Consider the following 17,915-nt stretch of genomic DNA (forward strand, 5'->3'; position numbering starts at 1 on the left):
ATTCCTCCTTTAGTTTAATAAAATTTTTCGTGGATTTAATCGTAGTATGCCGATGGAGGCTAGAAAAACTGAGAGTAAGCTGATCCCAAATGCAACAGCTGCTAGTAGGCCAAGTTGAGCTGGTTGAACAGTGATTTCAAGGTCGCTTACTTGCTCCGAAACGGTAAATGGATTACTAGTTCCACCTGATTGTCCGCCAGGTCCACGATTGCCACCACCAGGCATCTGCTCTCCTTGTTGCTCGGCAGGTGAGTCGGTTGACGTTTCAGTTTGTTGATCAAGCAACTGTTGACCGACAGCATTTGCAACGACATTTCCACTGAATGAAGCCACACCTAACGCGACGATCATACATATGGCCACTTCTGCAAACAATTGAAGGACGATTTTGCTTCTGGATTCACCTAATGAAAGCAATACCCCTAGTTCATGGCGACGCTCACGAATCGTGATCATGATGATCAAAGTCAAAATAATGATTCCAGCAACCGCAACGAGTAAAACGACATTTTGTGAAAAACTGGCCACGTTGTTAAGTGGTTCAAGCATTGCTTGGAACATGGTATCGTTTGATTGAAGACTGAACGTTGAAGTATCGATCAGGTTTTCTGCTTCATTGATAAAGTCTGTCATTTTATTAGGATCGGTCAGCGTATAAACCGCAGAATCGATTGTGTCATCTTCTGTCGAGCCATTCAATGTATTGGCAAACGTATAATAAGTATACAAAGTGTTCGCTGGATTCATGAAATTGAAATTCATTCCCATGCTACTACTTGTTTCACTTGACTCATAGATTCCTTTGATCGTCATTTCATAAGTCGTTTCTTCATCTTCCGTGCTAGTAATTATGAAAGTATCCCCTACGGATAAGTCATTCGCGCTAGCTAAAGTAGAGTCGATCACAACATTGTTCGTATCTTTGTCGCTATCAGTGATTCCTTCTCCTTCGATGATTTTAGCTGTGCCATCTGTAAAGCCACTGGTTTGGGCTGTATTGGATACCCCGCTGATTTGAAAATCTGCTTGGATCATTTGGGGTTTGCCACCTCCCATAGCTCCACCCATGTTTTCACCGTTTGGTGCAGCATCAGTTGCAGTATCAGTTTCTTCGGATGTTTCTGAGGTATCAGAGCTTGAAATGGCAGTGATCCCGCTATTTGCTAAAGCTGATGCAGAGCTTTCGAAGGAAAAACTTGCTACATTATCTAGTGCTGCGATCTTTTCTGCATCGCTGACTGAAACAGGTGTGAGGGAGAAACTTCCAGGATCTGGTCGTCCACCGGATTCAGTATCAGTTGCCTCTGTTTGTTTTTGAAAAGCCGCTTCACGATTTGCACTTAAAGTGACCGTCGCACCGACATCTTTTTGAGCTTGCTCTGCTGCTTCTTGTGCCGCACTACGTATGGTTAGTCCAGCAAGAACGAAGACAAGGATTGCTGTAAAAACAGCTAATAATAGTAAAGAACGCCCCCATTTTACTTTTGTACTTTTTAATGCTCGTTTGAAAAAATTCATTGGTTCGATCTCCTTTCGAAATGAGTACAAAAAGTAGAATAAAGGGAGTAGCTTAAGCCTACCTTAAAAAGCGGTCACGAATACAAACAGTTGAAAGCTAAAAACAGATCAAATGGAGCAGGAAATGAAAAACATTCTATAGTTATTGAGTAATTTATGTTAAAATAGACGAAGTATCTTCTAAAACAAAAGAAGAAAAAATGGTCTGGGAAAAACATGAAGACAGAAACAATCGTACATGCTAGCGATTTGTTTGATTTGTTGTATAATGATGTGGAGCAGTTGATCGAGCAACTGAAGCAATCCCGATTTTTTTGTGTCAAAAAAAGATCCTAAACGCCTGTAAGATTAAGATGGATTTGATTATCTAATGAAATCATCCGAAAACGAGGCACTCAGAAATTGGATCGTTTTAAATAAAATAGAGAATCGATATCGTCAAAATGAAGATGTCATAAGAAGAGGTGAAATTTGTGAGTACCATTAAGATTATCCCTTTAGGCGGTGTACGCGAAAACGGAAAAAATTTGTACATTGCAGAAGTAGGGGAAGCTATTTTTGTTTTAGACTGTGGTCTGAAATATCCTGAAAACGAATTATTAGGGATTGACGTTGTGATTCCTGATTTTACGTATTTAGAAGATAATGTCGATCGTGTAGCAGGTGTCTTTCTGACACATGGTCACGCAGATGCGATTGGGGCGTTGCCTTATTTATTGTCAAAGATTTCTGTTCCTGTGTTCGGAACCGAATTGACGATCGAATTAGCAAAATTGAATGTCAATCGCAATGATGCTGCAAAAGGATTCAAAGATTTTCATGTGGTAGATGAGCATACAGAAATCGATTTCGGTGAAACGATCGTTAGCTTCTTCCGCACCACCCATACGATTCCAGATTCAGTTGGGATCAATTTAAAAACCCAAGAAGGAAATATCGTTTATACGGGTGATTTCAAATTTGACCAAATGGCGATCCCAATGTACCAAACGGATTACGCTCGTTTAGCAGAGATTGGGAAAGAAGGCGTGTTAGCTTTACTAAGTGAGTCAGCAAATGCAGAAAACGCGACCCCTGTTGCTTCTGAGTTCCAAATTGCTGATGAAGTATTTGATACGATCAAATATTGGGAAGGACGGATCATTGTTGCTTGTGTTGCAAGTAATCTTCAACGCGTCCAACAAATCTTAGACGCCGCTGCTAAAGCAGGACGTAAGGTTGTGTTGACTGGGCAAGACTTTGAACGGATCATCCGAACAGCTATGCGCTTAGAAAAACTTCAATTACCAAGTGAAGACCTATTGGTCACATTAAAAGATATGAAAAACTATGAGCCTGAAGAACTGATCATTTTGGAAACAGGCCGGATGGGTGAACCAATCAAGTCTTTACAAAAAATGGCGAATGGCGCGCATCGCCATATCAAGATCAAAGAAGGCGATCTTGTTTATATCACAACGACACCAAGTATTGCGATGGAAACAATGGTTGCTAAGACAGAAGACATCATTTACCGAGCAGGTGGAATAGTCAAACAAATCTCTGACAACCTGCGGGTTTCCGGTCATGCAAATCCAAATGACTTACAATTGATGTTGAACTTCATGAAACCTAAATATTTCATCCCAGTTCAAGGAGAATACCGTGAACTGGCTGCCCATGCAGACTTAGCCCATGCAGTAGGTATCCCCTATAAAAATATCTATATCACAGGACGTGGGGATATTTTAGAATATAAAAACAAGCGGATGAGTGTGGCAGGTACGACAAGTGCTGAAAATGTGATGATCGACGGATTAGGTGTTGGCGATATTGGAAACATCGTCTTACGCGATCGTAAAATCTTATCGGAAGACGGTATTTTTGTTGCAGTAGTGACAATTAGTCGTCGTGAAAAGAAAATTGTCTCAAAACCGCAAATCACTTCACGAGGATTTGTTTATGTCAAAGCAAGTCGTGATTTGATCAATGAAAGTAGCAACATGATCGAAACCATTGTAGGCAAACATTTAGAAAGCGATGATTTCGAGTGGAGCAAGCTGAAACAAGAAATACGTGATCAATTAGGTCGCTATTTGTTTGAACAAACCAAACGCCGCCCAGTGATTTTACCAGTCATCATGGAAGCGACACAACGTCGCGGCAAAAGATAAAAAATGAAAAGCTGTACCAAAGGATGTTCAGATGATGGATATGTTTGGTATAGCTTTTATTTTATAGCAGTAAGAGCATTGGATATATTATGGAAAGGTGGAAGTGTCTGTAATGGAAAAGGAACTTGTTTTGGAAAAGAATCAAATGAAAGAGAAACAGATCATCGTTTTTGGCGTAACTTCAATGAGTACAGATAGTACCCTTTATACCAATTTGTTAGTAACAAAGATGAACAACTTAGCAAAAAAACAACATTTACTTGTGCATGTTGACATGCATAGCATTTCTAAGTTGGATCAGTATGCAAAGGCTGCCGATGTTATTCTATTATCTCCAGAGCTTTCTTCTATGAGAGAAAGTATCGTAAAAGATTATCCTACAAAGGTTATTGAAGTGATAGACATGAAAGATTATGGTCTGCTAAATGCTGAGAATATCTTTAAAAAATTTCTCCATCACTAACCCAAAAAAGAGAAAATTTTCAATATAGTTAGCAAACTTCATTTTTTTATTCTCATGACTCCTCTAGCTAAGAAAGTGTAGCTATTTTGTTTGATCTTGTAGGATCCACAAGGGTATTTAAACTTAAATAAAATACCAATAGTAGAAACTAGAGTCTTAATTTCTACTATCGGTATTTTTATTTTTTCCAGTTTTTACTACATCCAAAAAGTCGTAGATAATGAATACAATTGACAATAACGTAAAAGTAGTTTTTAAAATATTATTGTTTACTAAGTGAAGATAGGGATTGAGAATACAAATAATATATATGCTCAACCGAACGATCGTGAATGATTTTGAATTATATTTTTCCAAATAGGGCCTCCTTGATTTTTCAAGTGCTTATATTGCATTAGTTACTTAACCATTGATCATAGAGTTAATGGTATTTCTCTTTTATTTTATTGTCAAATGAAAGATTATGATGAATAGCGGATGCGCGCTTTTGTCTTATTCTTTTGATTTGAGCATGGTAACAGACCCGTAGTCGTTTTAGATTTATTCACAGTGGCTAACAATAAACAGGAACTGTCAACCCTAGACGAAACATTCTCTTATCTAGGCATTCCGTGTTAAGTACACGCTCACTTGAGACTTGGTACAACCTGTGTTATCTGTTACAATTGAATAGGATATACTGTACTACTAATTGTGTAAATGTTCGAAACGAAAACGAAAGAGTCAGTGACCAAAATGTTGAGGAGTGAGAAGATGAAGATTACTTATCATGGACATTCTTGTATTTCTCTTGAAATGCAAAATGGCCAGCAAGTGCTGATAGATCCATTTATTACTGGGAATCCTATGACTGATTTAAAAGTGGATGAAGTCCAGACGGACTGGATATTGATCACCCATGGACATGCTGATCATATTGGAGACATGTTGCCGATTGCGAAGAACAATGAGGCGACCATCATCAGTATTGTCGAAATCGCTGATTATGCACAACAGCAAGGAGCAAACTCTTTTGGGATGAATATCGGTGGCAAAAGGGAGTTTCCTTTTGGCACAGTCAAATTTGTCCATGCACAGCATAGTTCAAGTATTGAAATCGATGGTGTTTCGCGTTATATGGGCGAGCCTAGTGGTATTGTGATCCAAGCAGATGGGAAGACGATTTATCATGCGGGTGATACCGCAGATTTTAGCGATTTAGCGCTCTTAGGTGAACAGTTTATGATCGATGTAGCCTTTTTACCGATTGGCGACAATTATACAATGGGGCCTGAGGATGCGGCTCGTGCGGCGAAGCGAATCAAAGCGAAGAAAGTCGTGCCGATCCATTACAATACCTTTCCTGTCATTGAACAAGATCCGCAAGTATTCATCGATTTATTAGCAGATACCGAAGGAAAAATAATGAGCGTTTCGGAAACGCTGGAAGTGTAGGGGAAAGAGATGGCGACAAAACATGATTTGATTTTAGAATATATCGAAAGCCTACCAGTGGGGAATCGAATATCTGTCCGTAGTATAGCCAAAGAATTGAATGTCAGTGAGGGAACGGCCTATCGAGCAATTAAAGATGCTGAAAACGTAGGGTTAGTGTCAACGATCCAACGAGTAGGAACGATACGGATCGAACGTAAGTTGAAGAAAAATATCGAACGATTGACGTTTGGCGAAGTCGTGCGGATCATTGAAGGCGATGTCTTAGGCGGGGCAGTCGGTCTAGATAAAGTTTTGAATAAATTTGTCATAGGTGCGATGACCGAACACGCAATGGAACGCTATATCACTCCAGGTTCATTGATGATCGTCGGTAACCGTACAGAAGTGCAAAAGTTAGCACTTGAGGATGGCGCAGCAGTGTTGATCACGGGTGGTTTTGATACGACGCCTGAGATTGCCAAATTAGCCGATGAATTAGCTATGCCGATTTTACGTACGACCTATGATACCTTTACTGTAGCAACGATGATCAACCGAGCGCTTAGTGACCAACTGATCAAAAAAGATATCATGCTCGTCGGTGATATTTATCTGTCTGCCCAGAAAACACATTATTTGTTACAGACGGATACGGTGGCTGATTATCAACGGATTTCAGAAGAAACCCAACATTCTCGTTTCCCAGTGGTGAATCATCACATGCGTTTGATGGGGATCATTACGGCAAAAGATGTCGTAGGTAAAGCACCGACACAAGTCATTGATCGGGTCATGACCAAAGATCCAATCAGTGTCAAGAAAACGATGAGCGTCGCTTCTGTCGGACATCAAATGATTTGGGATGGTTTAGAAGTCATGCCAGTCGTTTCCGATGATTTGACGTTAGAAGGATTGATCACACGACAAGATGTCATGAAGGCGATGCAATTGGTGCAACGTCAACCGCAAATTGCTGATACGATTTCTGATCAGATTTCAGGAGCCATCCAAACGATCGATACAGATCGTGAAGGCAATCGATTGACGACGCCTAAGTTCAAATTTGAGGTTTCACCACAAATGGTAACAGGTGTTGGAACGATTTCTTTTGGGGTGTTAAGTGAAATCATTTCAGATGTTGCTCAAAAAACAATGATCATGAATCAACGAAGAAATATCTTGTTGGAGCAAATGAATCTACATTACCTTCGTCTGATCCAGATCGAAAGTGAGTTAGATATTCGTCCAAGAGTTTTAGAAATCGGTAGAAGGTCCGCTAAACTTGATGTAGAAGTATTTATAGAAAACACGATCGTGGCTAAAGCCATTGTCGTCTGCCAAGTGATGGAACGTTCGTAGAGAGTAGGAAAGAAAATGACCATACAAGAAGAGATTTTGAATGAAATCAAAAAATATCAAAAAATCGTGATCCACCGACATCAAAGGCCAGATCCGGATGCTTTAGGTTCACAAGTAGGATTAGCCGAGTTATTACGTAATAGTTTTCCAGAAAAAGAAATTCGTCAAGTTGGAAAAGACGTTGAAGGCTTACGTTATTTAACAGAAATGCAAGAAATCGACGATGCTTTCTATCAAGGAGCATTAGTCATCGTGACAGACACAGCGAATGCGCCACGTATTGATGATAAGCGCTATTCCTTAGGGGATCAAGTGATCAAAATCGATCATCATCCGAATGATGAACCCTATGGCGATTTACTTTGGGTGGATACGAAAGCTAGCAGCTGTAGTGAAATGATCGCTGAGTTTGCTTTGATGTTCCCTAATGAGCTGAAAATGAACAGCGATTCTGCTCGTTTATTGTATGCGGGAATCGTTGGAGATACTGGTAGGTTCTTGTATCCTTCAACAACAGGTCGTACGTTAGAACTAGCAGCAGAGTTAAGAAAGTATTCTTTCGATGCAAGCCAATTGAATCGTGAAATTGAACAAATCACTATGAAAGTAGCGAAATTATCCGGTTGTGTCTATCAAACGATCGAAGTTGACGAAAATGGTGCCGGAAAAGTAATTTTGTCACAAGAATTGTTAGGCAAGTATGGCATCGTCGATTCAGAGACCGCAGCTGTCGTCTCTTTACCGGGTGTGATTGACGAAGTGTTAGCTTGGGCGATTTTTGTCGAACAACCAGAGGGCTATTATCGTGTACGTTTACGTTCAAAAGGACCAGTCATCAACGAGATCGCCAAACGACATCATGGTGGCGGCCATCCCTTGGCAAGTGGCGCAAATGCAAAAGACCTGCAAGAAGTAGCAGAGATCTACAAAGAAATACAAGAAGCTTGCACCAATTATGCACGTTAAAAGTGTACTCCAAGTAGTCAATCGAGAATTTTAAGCAAACGTTACATGCTCTTTTATCTATTCCCTTTGGCACGAATAAATGGTGGGGGCAGAAGTGACCTCTTCGGCAATCAGGTTACTTCTGCCTTGACCTTTTACTCATCGAAGTTGATTGTCTTTTTATCAGGGATATGTGCAATCAAGGGCAGTGAGATTGAATCAGCGTAGGCAGTTTAGGATCTCCGATAAGAAGTTGCTCTTTTCAAACTGTTATTTTTCCGTTATAATATTGCTCAATAACGAACAAAAAGGAGAAACAACATGACAGTACCAAATTGCCCAGTATGTGGTTCAGAATATGCTTATGAAGATCGGGGATTATTGATTTGTCCTGAATGTGGAAACGAATGGACACCATCTGAAGAAACAGAAACAGAAGCAGAAGGCCTAGTAGTAATTGATGCAAACGGCAATCGTTTAACAGATGGCGACAGTGTGACCGTTATCAAGGATTTAAAAGTTAAAGGAGCTTCCTCACCTATCAAACAAGGAACAAAGGTGAAGAATATCCGTTTAGTTGAAGGAGACCACAATATCGATTGTAAAATCGAAGGGTTTGGTCCGATGAAGCTGAAATCAGAATTTGTCAAAAAGAATTAAAATATTCAATCTCTTTTCACAATTATTCTACTCGAACAATGGTAAAATAAAAGCAATGAGGAAAGGGTGAAACGATTATGTATGGATATGGTTTTTATGGCTTAGATCCAACGTTTCTTTTAGTTATTGCTGGATTAGCTATTTCCGGAATCGCTTCTGCTTACGTCAATAGTACTTTTCGTAAATACGACAAAATCAGAAGCAAAAATAATGTGACTGGTACACAAGCCGCCCAGTTCATTTTACAAAGTCAGAAAATCAATAACGTTGGCGTCCAACAAATCGCCGGTGATTTGACGGACAATTATAATTCAGGGAACAAGATGTTGAGTTTATCGCAAGCTACAGCACAATCTACATCAGTCGCTGCAATTGGGGTAGCTGCCCATGAATGCGGACACGCAGTGCAAGATGCCGTTGGTTATGCGCCGTTGAAAATCAGAGCTTCATTAGTGCCTGTCGCTAATTTTGGCTCGATGATTTCGTTTCCGTTGATCATGGTAGGTGTATTATTTAGTTGGAATACGACGTTGATCAATATTGGTATCTTCGCTTTTTCATTGGCACTATTGTTTCAACTTGTTACGCTACCAGTAGAATTCAATGCGTCAAGACGAGCGATCCAAATTTTAAGTGAAGGTGGCTTACTGACAGAAGAAGAGGTACCAATGGCGAAACATGTGCTATTTGCGGCGGCTTTGACCTATGTTGCTGCAGCGCTATCTACTTTCTTACAATTGCTACGTTTGATTTTGATTTTTGGCGGTAACCGTCGAGACTAGAACAAACCAATAAAAAGTGAGGGACAGTCGATTGGACTGATCCACTCACTTTTTATTTTGGAAAAATTAGTATTAATTTAAAAGTTCAGACGGAGACCGCTTGCTTCTCCTATCTTTTCTTTAAATCAAATCATTTTATTGACATAGAGTTGTTGAATTTTTGTGACTAAGTCTACCCATAAATCTTTTTCTTTACTAGGATCAAGGTAAAAAATTTTACTCGTTTGATGAAATTTATCAAACCAATCGGTGACGATCAAATCTGCTTGTTCTGGATTTTCTGTCAAGCGAATCATTTTTTCGTCAAATACTTGTCGTAATCGATTTTGGATATGATAATTTCCTGTCAGCGTTTTATTCATTTGTACATAGATCAATAATTTTTCATTTGTTTCCGACTGCAAGAGGTTATAAATCAAGTTACTCAAATAATAAATAATCAATGTTTTTTTTGGGTGGTCATGAAAAACTTCAGAGATAATTTGTTGGATTTGTTGTATTTGTTCATTCGATTCATCAATCTCAAGTGCTGGTTTAGGAAAATGCAACGAGTAGAAAAAGGGCGTTGTATTTCCCAACATCAAAATAGAAATTAAAGAAAGCATAAGATAGTAATTGTAGAAAAACCTTTTTTCAGATGATGCGATCACTGGAAAAGTTTGAGCTAACTCTTTTGTTAGTGAGGTGATTTTCATACATAGATGATTACGTTTATTCGTCAAAGTATAACCAATCAAACTCTTCTGCTGGCTTGAAATGAGATTAGGAAAAAAGCAATAAATCAAAAAATTGAAATGCAATAGTTCATCAATGGCGATTTCATGTGGTAAAAGATGAAACAAATGATGTTTAAAACTACCGGAGACATCTTGTACCTGTTGTAGCAATTCTAAAATAGCATAGACCTCACTAGATTCAGAGGTGATCAATGATGATTGTTGTGTACGAAGCGTAAAGATAGCAATCAGCAAATACAGGTTTTCTTGATATTTCAATGAATGCTTTGAAACGAGCAATTTTTTGGATAATCGCCGCTCTCTTTTTAGTTGGCTCAATTTGAATTTGTCAAAAGGCCATTCCAACCCTTGAAAAGCATCAGATAGAATAAAAAACAAATAGAGTCGGATAAATAATTCGTTTCCTTTGAACAAATAACAGCCCTGAGATGAAACAATCTCGATTTCAAAATCTTGAAGTGTTTCATTCAATTGGTGTGTTAATTTTTCTAAGTAAGAGTGGGATATGTATAATTGCTCCAATAAATATTTTTTCGGAACATACGCTTTGGGATAATTGACCATAAGTAATAAGTAGTTGAAACGATTGGATTCTCTTAAATAAAAAAGTTTGAGTTTGTGATAAATCATCATTTTTATTTCTTGGTATTCATCGGATATAGTTATTTCTCCTTTGTGTGTAGAGAAAATAAAAGTAGAAATGCTCAATTGCTGTTCAATCGTAGTATTCAACTTTCGAATCAATTCTTTGATTGTCCGTTTAGGTATAGTCAGTTCATCCGCAAGTTCTTTTAACGTACATTGACTTTTTTGAGCGATCGTATAGAGGACTAATAACTCTTTCTTTTTTGCATCGATTAACATGATGGACTCCTTTCTGACAATTAGTGTACTAGTGGTGACATAAAATGTGAGTGGAAAGTGTTTTCAATGTATGATATTCTCACATAGTAATAGAATTTGATTATATAACTTGTTATTTTAAGAAATGATAATCAGTTATCTATTCTATTGTTTATTTCTTTGCTTATTTTGTCAAGTTGGAATCATTTAAATAATCTTGGATAAGGGAATACAATGTTATTTAATTGAGGATATCGTTATTTTTTAAATCTTATTTTTGGCGAAGCATTAGATAAATCAAGCTTCTATTACAAAGAGACATATTTTAACCCCCGAAATATGTTATTATCGTTTTTTTTTTATCAAAACTTGTTTCTTCATGGTTTACATAAGTTTTTCCTACTAGCGAATGCGCTGGATCGTCATGGGAAATTAAAAAAAGAATCATTGCCGGATATGAATAAGATAATCGGAAAGGATGGATGGTTTCGTGGGAAGAGTGACGAATTTTAGTAAAGAATATTTACTATTCAAGAGTATGGTATATGCTGAAGAAAATGGGTTATCGACAATCACAGCGAGAAGTTTAGCTTCTTTTTGTGGCTGTTCTACTTACCCGATTTATGCACATTTTAAATCAATCCGTATACTAAAAGAAAAAATTATCGAAGAGATCACGATATGTTTTGATCGATATTTAGCTGAATACGTTATTGACGATTTTTTCAGTGTCGTTCATTTATTGAAGGAGTTTTTCTCGATTCATGAGAGTATTAGAGGAGTAGTTATCAAATCCGAATTAGACATGGCCTCGTTGTTCAAACGAACGTTCTCAGAATTTGTCAGAGAACATACGGGAATCAAAGAAGCATATTTATTAGAACTTCTTTGGCTGAACGCACTAGGAAGTTTAAATTCAGATAAATCATCAAAGGAATTTTTTGAGACAATGACATTGATTTGGAATAAGTTAGCAGAATTAGAAGATGATTTGCCTGAAATGCTAACAAATATCCAATACGTTCCGGTTAATTGACCTTACATTTCTTAGTATGGATGATTTACTTTAGTTGTTCGTATGAAGCATCTCCAAAAAGGGAGGTGCTTTTTTTTACGCATCAAACTAAGGTTGCTTGAAACCGAAAATGCCAAATGAGGCGTCGTACAAAAGCAAATAATAAAACAAGACAGTATGTGCTTTTTGTAATTTTTTTTGCTATTCATCGGGCAGGGCTCATAGCAATTAGTTCGCTTATCTATTTGACTGTGATATGATTGTAGTAGATAAAAAGGAGCTGATAATTATGAAAACATCAACAAAAGTAACGATTGGATTAAGTGTCGCAGCAGCAGCAAGTGTGGCAACAGCTGTAGTTGTTTCTGGCAAAGTGATCGAAAAAATCCATCATCTAAGTAACCGCACAAAAGTAAAAAAATTCGTGTATGACAAATTTGATGGGAATGAAAAGTTATTAGATGTCGTCGACCATTTATCAGATAGCGATTTAGATTCATTGATGGGCATGCTAGCAAAGATTAAATCTGGCAAAAAGAAAATTTCTGTCTACGGTGACTCTATCAAAGACTCAACAGAAGATGCAAAAGGTCGTCTGATGTCACTTGTTGAGAAAATGATCTAAAAACGATTCTCTTTGAATTGATCGAAAAAAGGAACAAGTAAGGCGATGTTTATTGCTGCTTGTTCCTTTTTTTATATGTGTAACAAAAGGAGATAACAAAAGAGTAAGTCATCTGCTTTTTTTAAATTGAAGCCTGTTTGTTCGTCAAACTTTTCGATCCGATATTGGAGAGTGTTTCGATGCATGAAAAGTTGTTTAGCCGCTGAACTGATATTCCCAAAATTTTTCCATAGTTCGATAATGATGTCTTCCATTTTAAAACTACGGATTATTTCTTGATATTCATTTGTTAGCTGACTGGATGTAACTAATTCTTTTGTATAATAATATAAGGCAATTTCTTGTATGGAAGTCGTTTGGTCGGCTACTTGTATGTGTGTTCGTTTATTCAGGAAAATTTTTCGTTCTTCATTGAACATAGCGGTTAGATTTTGTCCAGCTGAATGGAATGAACCGACAAAGGCTTGTGTCGTCATATCAAAATCGACATCAAGAGATAAAAAGATGCCTTTAAGATCTGCCGTATTCAAATAATTGGCATGCTTTCTTTCGATGATCAACGCATCTGTCTCTGTGTAAAGAAAAAAATCAAGAGCTTCGGGAAATAATCCGGAAATTGTTTCTCGCCATTCTTTTTGTAAGAAATCTGATCTCTTTTCAAAATGTAACTGAATGATTCGGCAGCTTTCTTCACATACATATACCTTTTCCTCAAATAAATATTGATACCAAGGATGGCTGTCTAAGGTGTTTGTTTTCTGGAATAACGCTTTCAAAAGTTTTTCTTCTTGAACGGACAAGGAACTTTTATCGATCCACAAGAAGTAATCTTCTACAACCAGTGAAAGAATTCGATCATCAGAAGAAGGAGAATTCTTTTTTTGTGCATTTGGGTATAATCCAAGTAACTTTTCTGTGTTCATTTACTTCACCTCATCCCCTAGTTTACCATAGGACATGGCGATAAGGAAAAACTCTTTGTACTTCATTAAAAAGCCAGTTATACTATGTTTGATAGAGAAGATAAGTAAATCTAAAAAAGGTAGGAGTACAAGTGGAAGAAGCAGAACAACAGCGAATAAAAGAAGAATGGATGCGTGTGGCTATTGAAGAAGCCAAAAAAGCAGAAGCGTTAGCAGAAGTACCAATCGGCGCCATCGTGGTTCACCAAGGACAGATTATTGGGCGTGGACACAATTTGAGGGAAACAACACAAAATGCAACAACACATGCTGAGATGATTGCGATCCAAGAAGCATGCAAGGCCATCGGAAGTTGGCGTTTAGAAGAAACACAATTATATGTCACGTTAGAACCGTGTCCAATGTGTAGCGGTGCCATGATTCTTTCTCGCGTAAAAGAAGTTTACTTTGGTGCCTATGATCCAAAAGGAGGAACCGCAGGGACATTGATGAATTTACTTGAGGATGAACGTTTTAACCATCAGGCCGAGGTGGAGGGCGGGATATTAGAAGAAGAATGTGGTGAACTTTTATCTGTGTTTTTTAGAAATTTGCGAGCAAAGAAAAAGAAATTAAAAAAGGACTAGCCAAGGATAATAAAATGCGGTATACTATTCCTTGCCGAAAGGCTAGGACAATGGTGGGCTTGTGAAGCGTGTCAGATCCGGAAGGAAGCAGCACTAAGCAGGTGCCGCCATGTGTCTGATTGATTGGATTTATTAAGCCTAAAGGGCTTTTTTTATTAGAGGCAAGTTTAAGGTACTTAGATTTTGTAAAAAAGTCTAAGTACCTTTTTTTGTGCAAAAACTTTCCATGTGAACAAAGGGGAACCCTATGGTATGATGAAAAAAAGTGAGGTGGAACTAACAGTGGAAGAAATCGTTCTTTTACACACGAATGACTTACATTCTCATCTTGAAAACTGGCCACGGATCAGAAGATTCCTTGAGCAAAAAAAGCGTGAAAATGAGAAAAAAAATAATACGACAACTCTCACGGTCGATCTTGGAGATTTCGTTGATCGTTGGCATCCTTTGTCAGAAGCAACGAATGGCCATGCCAATGTTGAACTAATGAATCAAATCGGCTATGATGCAGCAACTATAGGGAATAATGAAGGTGTAGGTAATTCCAAAAATGAGTTGAATCATTTATATGATCACGCGAATTTTGATGTGCTACTGAGCAACTTATTCGATAAAAATACTTTGCAACCACCAGTATGGACAAAGCCATATAAAATCATCGAAACAAAGCAACGAACAAAAGTTGGGTTAATTGCTTTTACTGCACCATTCCCTTTGACGTATAATCCAAATGGCTGGGATATCCGTCAGCCTTATGATCTGTTGCCAGAGTTAGTTGAGCAATTACGTCCACAGGTAGACGTCCTTGTTTTAATGAGTCATTTAGGCATTCAAGATGATTTACAGATTGCAAAAGAAATCCCTGCAATCGATGTGATTTTAGGATCACATACCCATCATCTTTTTATTGATGGGAAAGTCGTGAATGAGGTACAAATAGCCGCTGCCGGAAAATTTGGGCAATATGTAGGGGAAGTACATCTTTCATTGGAAAATAAAAAAATCGTCGGACACTACGCCAAAGCGATTCCGACAGATACAATGACTGCATTCGTAGAGGATGAGAAAGAAATCGCCGGTTATCTTGAACAAGGACATCGTCTTTTAGCCCAAAAGAAAGTGGCAGATCTACCATTTGACTTATCACTTGATTTATTTGATGAACATTCCTTTATCCAAATCGCTTTAGAAGCGGTAAAAGAAAGAGGGAACACAGAAGCATCGTTTCTGAATAGTGGTCTTTTTTTGAATAGCGTACCTAAGGGGCTGGTTGACCAAGATCAACTCCATAGTGCACTGCCACATCCGATGCATTTGATCAACGTCACGCTGAAAGGGTCAGATATGATTCGCTTAGTGTTGGAAATCGAAAAAAGTCGACTCTTCTTACGGAATTTCCCTATCAAAGGAATGGGGTTTCGTGGTCAGATATTCGGTGAGATTTTCTATAGTGGGATCACGTATGATGCGGTCAATCGAGAAGTTCTGTGGCAAAAACAACCAATTGAAGAGGAAAAGAATTATACCGTTACTACGGTCGACCATCTGATGTTTGTTCCTTTTTTCCCAACCATCGAAATTGTCGGACAGGTCGATTTTTTATTTCCTGAATTTATTCGCACAGTAGTGGGAGACTACTTAAATGCTCACTACCCAACCAATGAAAAAGAAGGTATAATAGAGAAATAGGTGGTGAAAGCATGTCGACGAAACAAAATAAACAACACAACAGTGACAAAAAAGAGAGTCAAGAAACGGTCGATCGCTCACAAGAACAAACAGTGACCGAAGAAGTGACGGCAGTTTTAGAAGAAATAATCGAGGAAACGAAGCCAGAGAAAGTCAAAGGAGAAATCGTCACATTGACAGATGAAACGAATCTTTTGATTGGTGATAGACCTTATCGTATCGTAACGGATTACCGGGAAGGTTTCAATGCTGAGAAGCTTGGTGAGAGATATAGCGAAGTGCTTTCCAGATACGATTACATCGTAGGTGACTGGGGTTACGAACAGCTACGTTTGAAAGGCTTTTTTGATGCCACGAATCGACGTGCTCACCCAGATCAGCGAATTGATGCATTAGAAGACTATTTATACGAATATTGTAATTTTGGCTGTGCATATTTTGTCATTGAACGTATTGGTGGAAAAAAAGAAAAAAATACCCAACGACGTAAAAAGAAAAAAAATCCGAATCGCAACAATCAAGCGCATATCGATGAAAAAAAAGCGCCCGTTGAATCGGTACGCAAACAACCTGTGATCAAAAATCGTAAACCAGCAACTACTAAGGCAACACCAAAGGGAACTGAAAAAACATCAGAACGCCCAACAAAATCAACTTCTAAAAAGAATTTTACTATTAGACAAAGGGAAGAATGATCCTATGAATTATAAAGGCTATTTGATCGATTTAGACGGAACGATCTATCGTGGAACGGAGCCGATACCGGCAGGAAAACGATTCGTCGAACAGTTACAGGAAAATGGGATGCCCTTTTTATTTGTAACCAACAATACGACAAAAACACCGGGAACAGTGGCACAACGTTTAGCCACTGAGTTTGATATCCATGTCTCACCAGAAACGATCTATACAGCATCTCTAGCGACCATTGATTTCATGAAATCAGACGCTAAAGGAAATAAAGTGTATGTGATCGGTGAAGCTGGCTTGACAGATTTGATCTTGGAGGCAGGATTTGTATGGGAAGAAGAACATCCTGATTATGTCGTAGTAGGTTTAGACAATCATTTGACTTACGAAAAAGTGGTGACCGCAACCTTAGCAATCCAAAAAGGAGCAACGTTCATCGGTACAAATCCTGATAAAAATATCCCTACAGAAAGAGGATTATTACCTGGAGCTGGCTCGGTTGTTTCTTTTGTAGAGACAGCGACACAAACCACACCAGTCTATATTGGTAAGCCAGAAGCAATCATTATGGATAAAGCAGTGGAACTTTTAGGATTGAACAAAGAAGAAGTCATCATGGTAGGGGACAATTATGAAACTGACATCCAAGCAGGGATTCGTAATGGTATCGACACACTGCTTGTGTTATCAGGCTTTACCAAAGAAGAAGACATCCCAGATCTGCCAACACCAGCAACCTTCGTTTTGCAATCGTTAGATGAATGGAGTTTCTAAAACAATGAAAAATAAACGATGGCAATGGGTGGAGTATGCGGGGATGGTCAGTTTGTTCCTGACGTTGCTCACTTTAGCAATTTCAATAACGATCAATTTCCGCCCACTATATGTGTTTGATATCGGGCATCTAGGTATCTTGGATTACACTACCGTGGATCAGCCAACATTACTCCAAAATTATGATCAACTGATGAGGTATCTGAATAATCCTTTTGAGCAAGTGTTGGCACTTCCCGACTTTCCAATGTCAGCGAGTGGCTTACATCATTTTTATGAAGTCAAGTTATTATTCATGCTCAATTATGCGGTGTTGTTACTTACATTGATCCCAAGTGGTTTGTTCCTTCGCCAGTTGAAAAGAAATCAGCGTTTGTGGCGGCTGATCCGCCCATTCCAAATCGGCATGATCCTACCATTTGTTTTTGGCTTTTTCATGTTGATTGGTTTTGATCGTTTTTTTATTCTTTTTCACGAAACATTTTTCAATAATGATGACTGGTTGTTTGATCCTCAGACTGATCCAATCATCAATGTGTTGCCTGAGCAATACTTCATGCATTGTTTCATTCTGTTTTTTGTGCTTATCGAATTATTTTTCGCTTTGATGGTTCTTGTTGGCAAAAGAGAATTGAAAAAGGGGAACAATTAAACAATCACTTTCGTGTAGCGCGTTGATTGCTTTTTCGGATATAGC

At 38.3% G+C, this 17,915-nt stretch carries 18 protein-coding genes and 1 other RNA gene; 16 read left to right on the plus strand and 3 right to left on the minus strand.

From position 1 onward, the window contains the following. Nucleotides 1-9: 9 nt before the first annotated feature. Nucleotides 10-1,518: an ABC transporter permease gene (locus IGJ39_RS03440; RefSeq protein ID WP_019724022.1), complete on the minus strand. Its 1,509-nt coding sequence runs from the start codon at nt 1,516-1,518 to the stop codon at nt 10-12. 473 nt (nt 1,519-1,991) lie between these two features. On the opposite strand from IGJ39_RS03440, the gene IGJ39_RS03445 reads away from it, so the two are divergent. The 8 genes from IGJ39_RS03445 to IGJ39_RS03480 all read left to right on the plus strand — a co-directional run bounded on the left by IGJ39_RS03445 (nt 1,992) and on the right by IGJ39_RS03480 (nt 9,296). Beyond that, nucleotides 1,992-3,671 (plus strand): ribonuclease J, encoded by a 1,680-nt coding sequence (locus IGJ39_RS03445; RefSeq protein WP_010736115.1) that lies wholly within the window; start codon nt 1,992-1,994, stop codon nt 3,669-3,671. Between the two features lie 112 nt (nt 3,672-3,783). Then, nucleotides 3,784-4,134: a PTS sugar transporter subunit IIB gene (locus IGJ39_RS03450; RefSeq protein ID WP_019724021.1), complete on the plus strand. Its 351-nt coding sequence runs from the start codon at nt 3,784-3,786 to the stop codon at nt 4,132-4,134. Between the two features lie 753 nt (nt 4,135-4,887). Then, nucleotides 4,888-5,568: a metal-dependent hydrolase gene (locus IGJ39_RS03455; protein ID WP_066026478.1), complete on the plus strand. Its 681-nt coding sequence runs from the start codon at nt 4,888-4,890 to the stop codon at nt 5,566-5,568. A gap of 9 nt (nt 5,569-5,577) precedes the next feature. After that, the gene (locus IGJ39_RS03460) at nt 5,578-6,909 is read left to right on the plus strand and encodes a DRTGG domain-containing protein (protein WP_195274166.1); all 1,332 of its coding nucleotides are present in this window, start codon (nt 5,578-5,580) and stop codon (nt 6,907-6,909) included. 15 nt (nt 6,910-6,924) lie between these two features. Beyond that, the gene (locus IGJ39_RS03465) at nt 6,925-7,875 is read left to right on the plus strand and encodes a DHH family phosphoesterase (RefSeq protein WP_104776604.1); all 951 of its coding nucleotides are present in this window, start codon (nt 6,925-6,927) and stop codon (nt 7,873-7,875) included. A gap of 66 nt (nt 7,876-7,941) precedes the next feature. Then, entirely contained in the window at nt 7,942-8,082 is a 141-nt protein-coding gene (locus IGJ39_RS03470) for a hypothetical protein (RefSeq protein WP_195339049.1), read from the plus strand. Nucleotides 8,083-8,175: 93 nt separating this feature from the next. Beyond that, nucleotides 8,176-8,514, plus strand: coding sequence for a zinc ribbon domain-containing protein YjdM (locus tag IGJ39_RS03475; protein ID WP_086334394.1), 339 nt, complete (start codon nt 8,176-8,178; stop codon nt 8,512-8,514). Nucleotides 8,515-8,591: 77 nt separating this feature from the next. Continuing rightward, entirely contained in the window at nt 8,592-9,296 is a 705-nt protein-coding gene (locus IGJ39_RS03480; RefSeq protein ID WP_010736109.1) for a zinc metallopeptidase, read from the plus strand. A 125-nt stretch (nt 9,297-9,421) separates the two neighbouring features. Here the strand turns inward: IGJ39_RS03480 and IGJ39_RS03485 are convergent, their stop codons facing one another. Continuing rightward, nucleotides 9,422-10,897: a helix-turn-helix domain-containing protein gene (locus IGJ39_RS03485; RefSeq protein WP_062805576.1), complete on the minus strand. Its 1,476-nt coding sequence runs from the start codon at nt 10,895-10,897 to the stop codon at nt 9,422-9,424. Between the two features lie 469 nt (nt 10,898-11,366). On the opposite strand from IGJ39_RS03485, the gene IGJ39_RS03490 reads away from it, so the two are divergent. Both IGJ39_RS03490 and IGJ39_RS03495 read left to right on the plus strand, forming a co-directional pair. After that, nucleotides 11,367-11,912: a hypothetical protein gene (locus IGJ39_RS03490; protein ID WP_019723190.1), complete on the plus strand. Its 546-nt coding sequence runs from the start codon at nt 11,367-11,369 to the stop codon at nt 11,910-11,912. 268 nt (nt 11,913-12,180) lie between these two features. Beyond that, complete coding sequence (locus IGJ39_RS03495) at nt 12,181-12,516, plus strand: hypothetical protein (RefSeq protein ID WP_019723191.1); 336 nt, start codon at nt 12,181-12,183, stop codon at nt 12,514-12,516. Between the two features lie 71 nt (nt 12,517-12,587). Here the strand turns inward: IGJ39_RS03495 and IGJ39_RS03500 are convergent, their stop codons facing one another. After that, entirely contained in the window at nt 12,588-13,439 is an 852-nt protein-coding gene (locus IGJ39_RS03500; protein WP_019723192.1) for a helix-turn-helix domain-containing protein, read from the minus strand. 131 nt (nt 13,440-13,570) lie between these two features. On the opposite strand from IGJ39_RS03500, the gene tadA reads away from it, so the two are divergent. From tadA to IGJ39_RS03530, 6 genes are all read left to right on the plus strand, one after another. Beyond that, nucleotides 13,571-14,065 (plus strand): tRNA adenosine(34) deaminase TadA, encoded by a 495-nt coding sequence (gene tadA, locus IGJ39_RS03505; RefSeq protein WP_438764185.1) that lies wholly within the window; start codon nt 13,571-13,573, stop codon nt 14,063-14,065. A gap of 40 nt (nt 14,066-14,105) precedes the next feature. Then, an RNA gene (gene ffs, locus IGJ39_RS03510) (signal recognition particle sRNA small type) lies at nt 14,106-14,190 on the plus strand. Between the two features lie 157 nt (nt 14,191-14,347). Beyond that, a complete protein-coding gene (locus IGJ39_RS03515) occupies nt 14,348-15,754 on the plus strand; it encodes a bifunctional metallophosphatase/5'-nucleotidase (RefSeq protein WP_195339087.1) in 1,407 nt (468 codons plus the stop codon). 11 nt (nt 15,755-15,765) lie between these two features. After that, on the plus strand, nt 15,766-16,449 hold the full coding sequence (locus tag IGJ39_RS03520) for a YutD family protein (RefSeq protein WP_019723195.1): 684 nt from the start codon (nt 15,766-15,768) through the stop codon (nt 16,447-16,449). Nucleotides 16,450-16,453: 4 nt separating this feature from the next. Further along, nucleotides 16,454-17,218, plus strand: coding sequence for a TIGR01457 family HAD-type hydrolase (locus tag IGJ39_RS03525; RefSeq protein ID WP_065096160.1), 765 nt, complete (start codon nt 16,454-16,456; stop codon nt 17,216-17,218). 4 nt (nt 17,219-17,222) lie between these two features. Next, the gene (locus IGJ39_RS03530) at nt 17,223-17,870 is read left to right on the plus strand and encodes a TIGR01906 family membrane protein (protein ID WP_438764187.1); all 648 of its coding nucleotides are present in this window, start codon (nt 17,223-17,225) and stop codon (nt 17,868-17,870) included. Nucleotides 17,871-17,915: the final 45 nt, after the last annotated feature.

This window comes from Enterococcus sp. AZ140 (assembly GCF_051714405.1).
Lineage (GTDB): Bacteria > Bacillota > Bacilli > Lactobacillales > Enterococcaceae > Enterococcus_B > Enterococcus_B pernyi.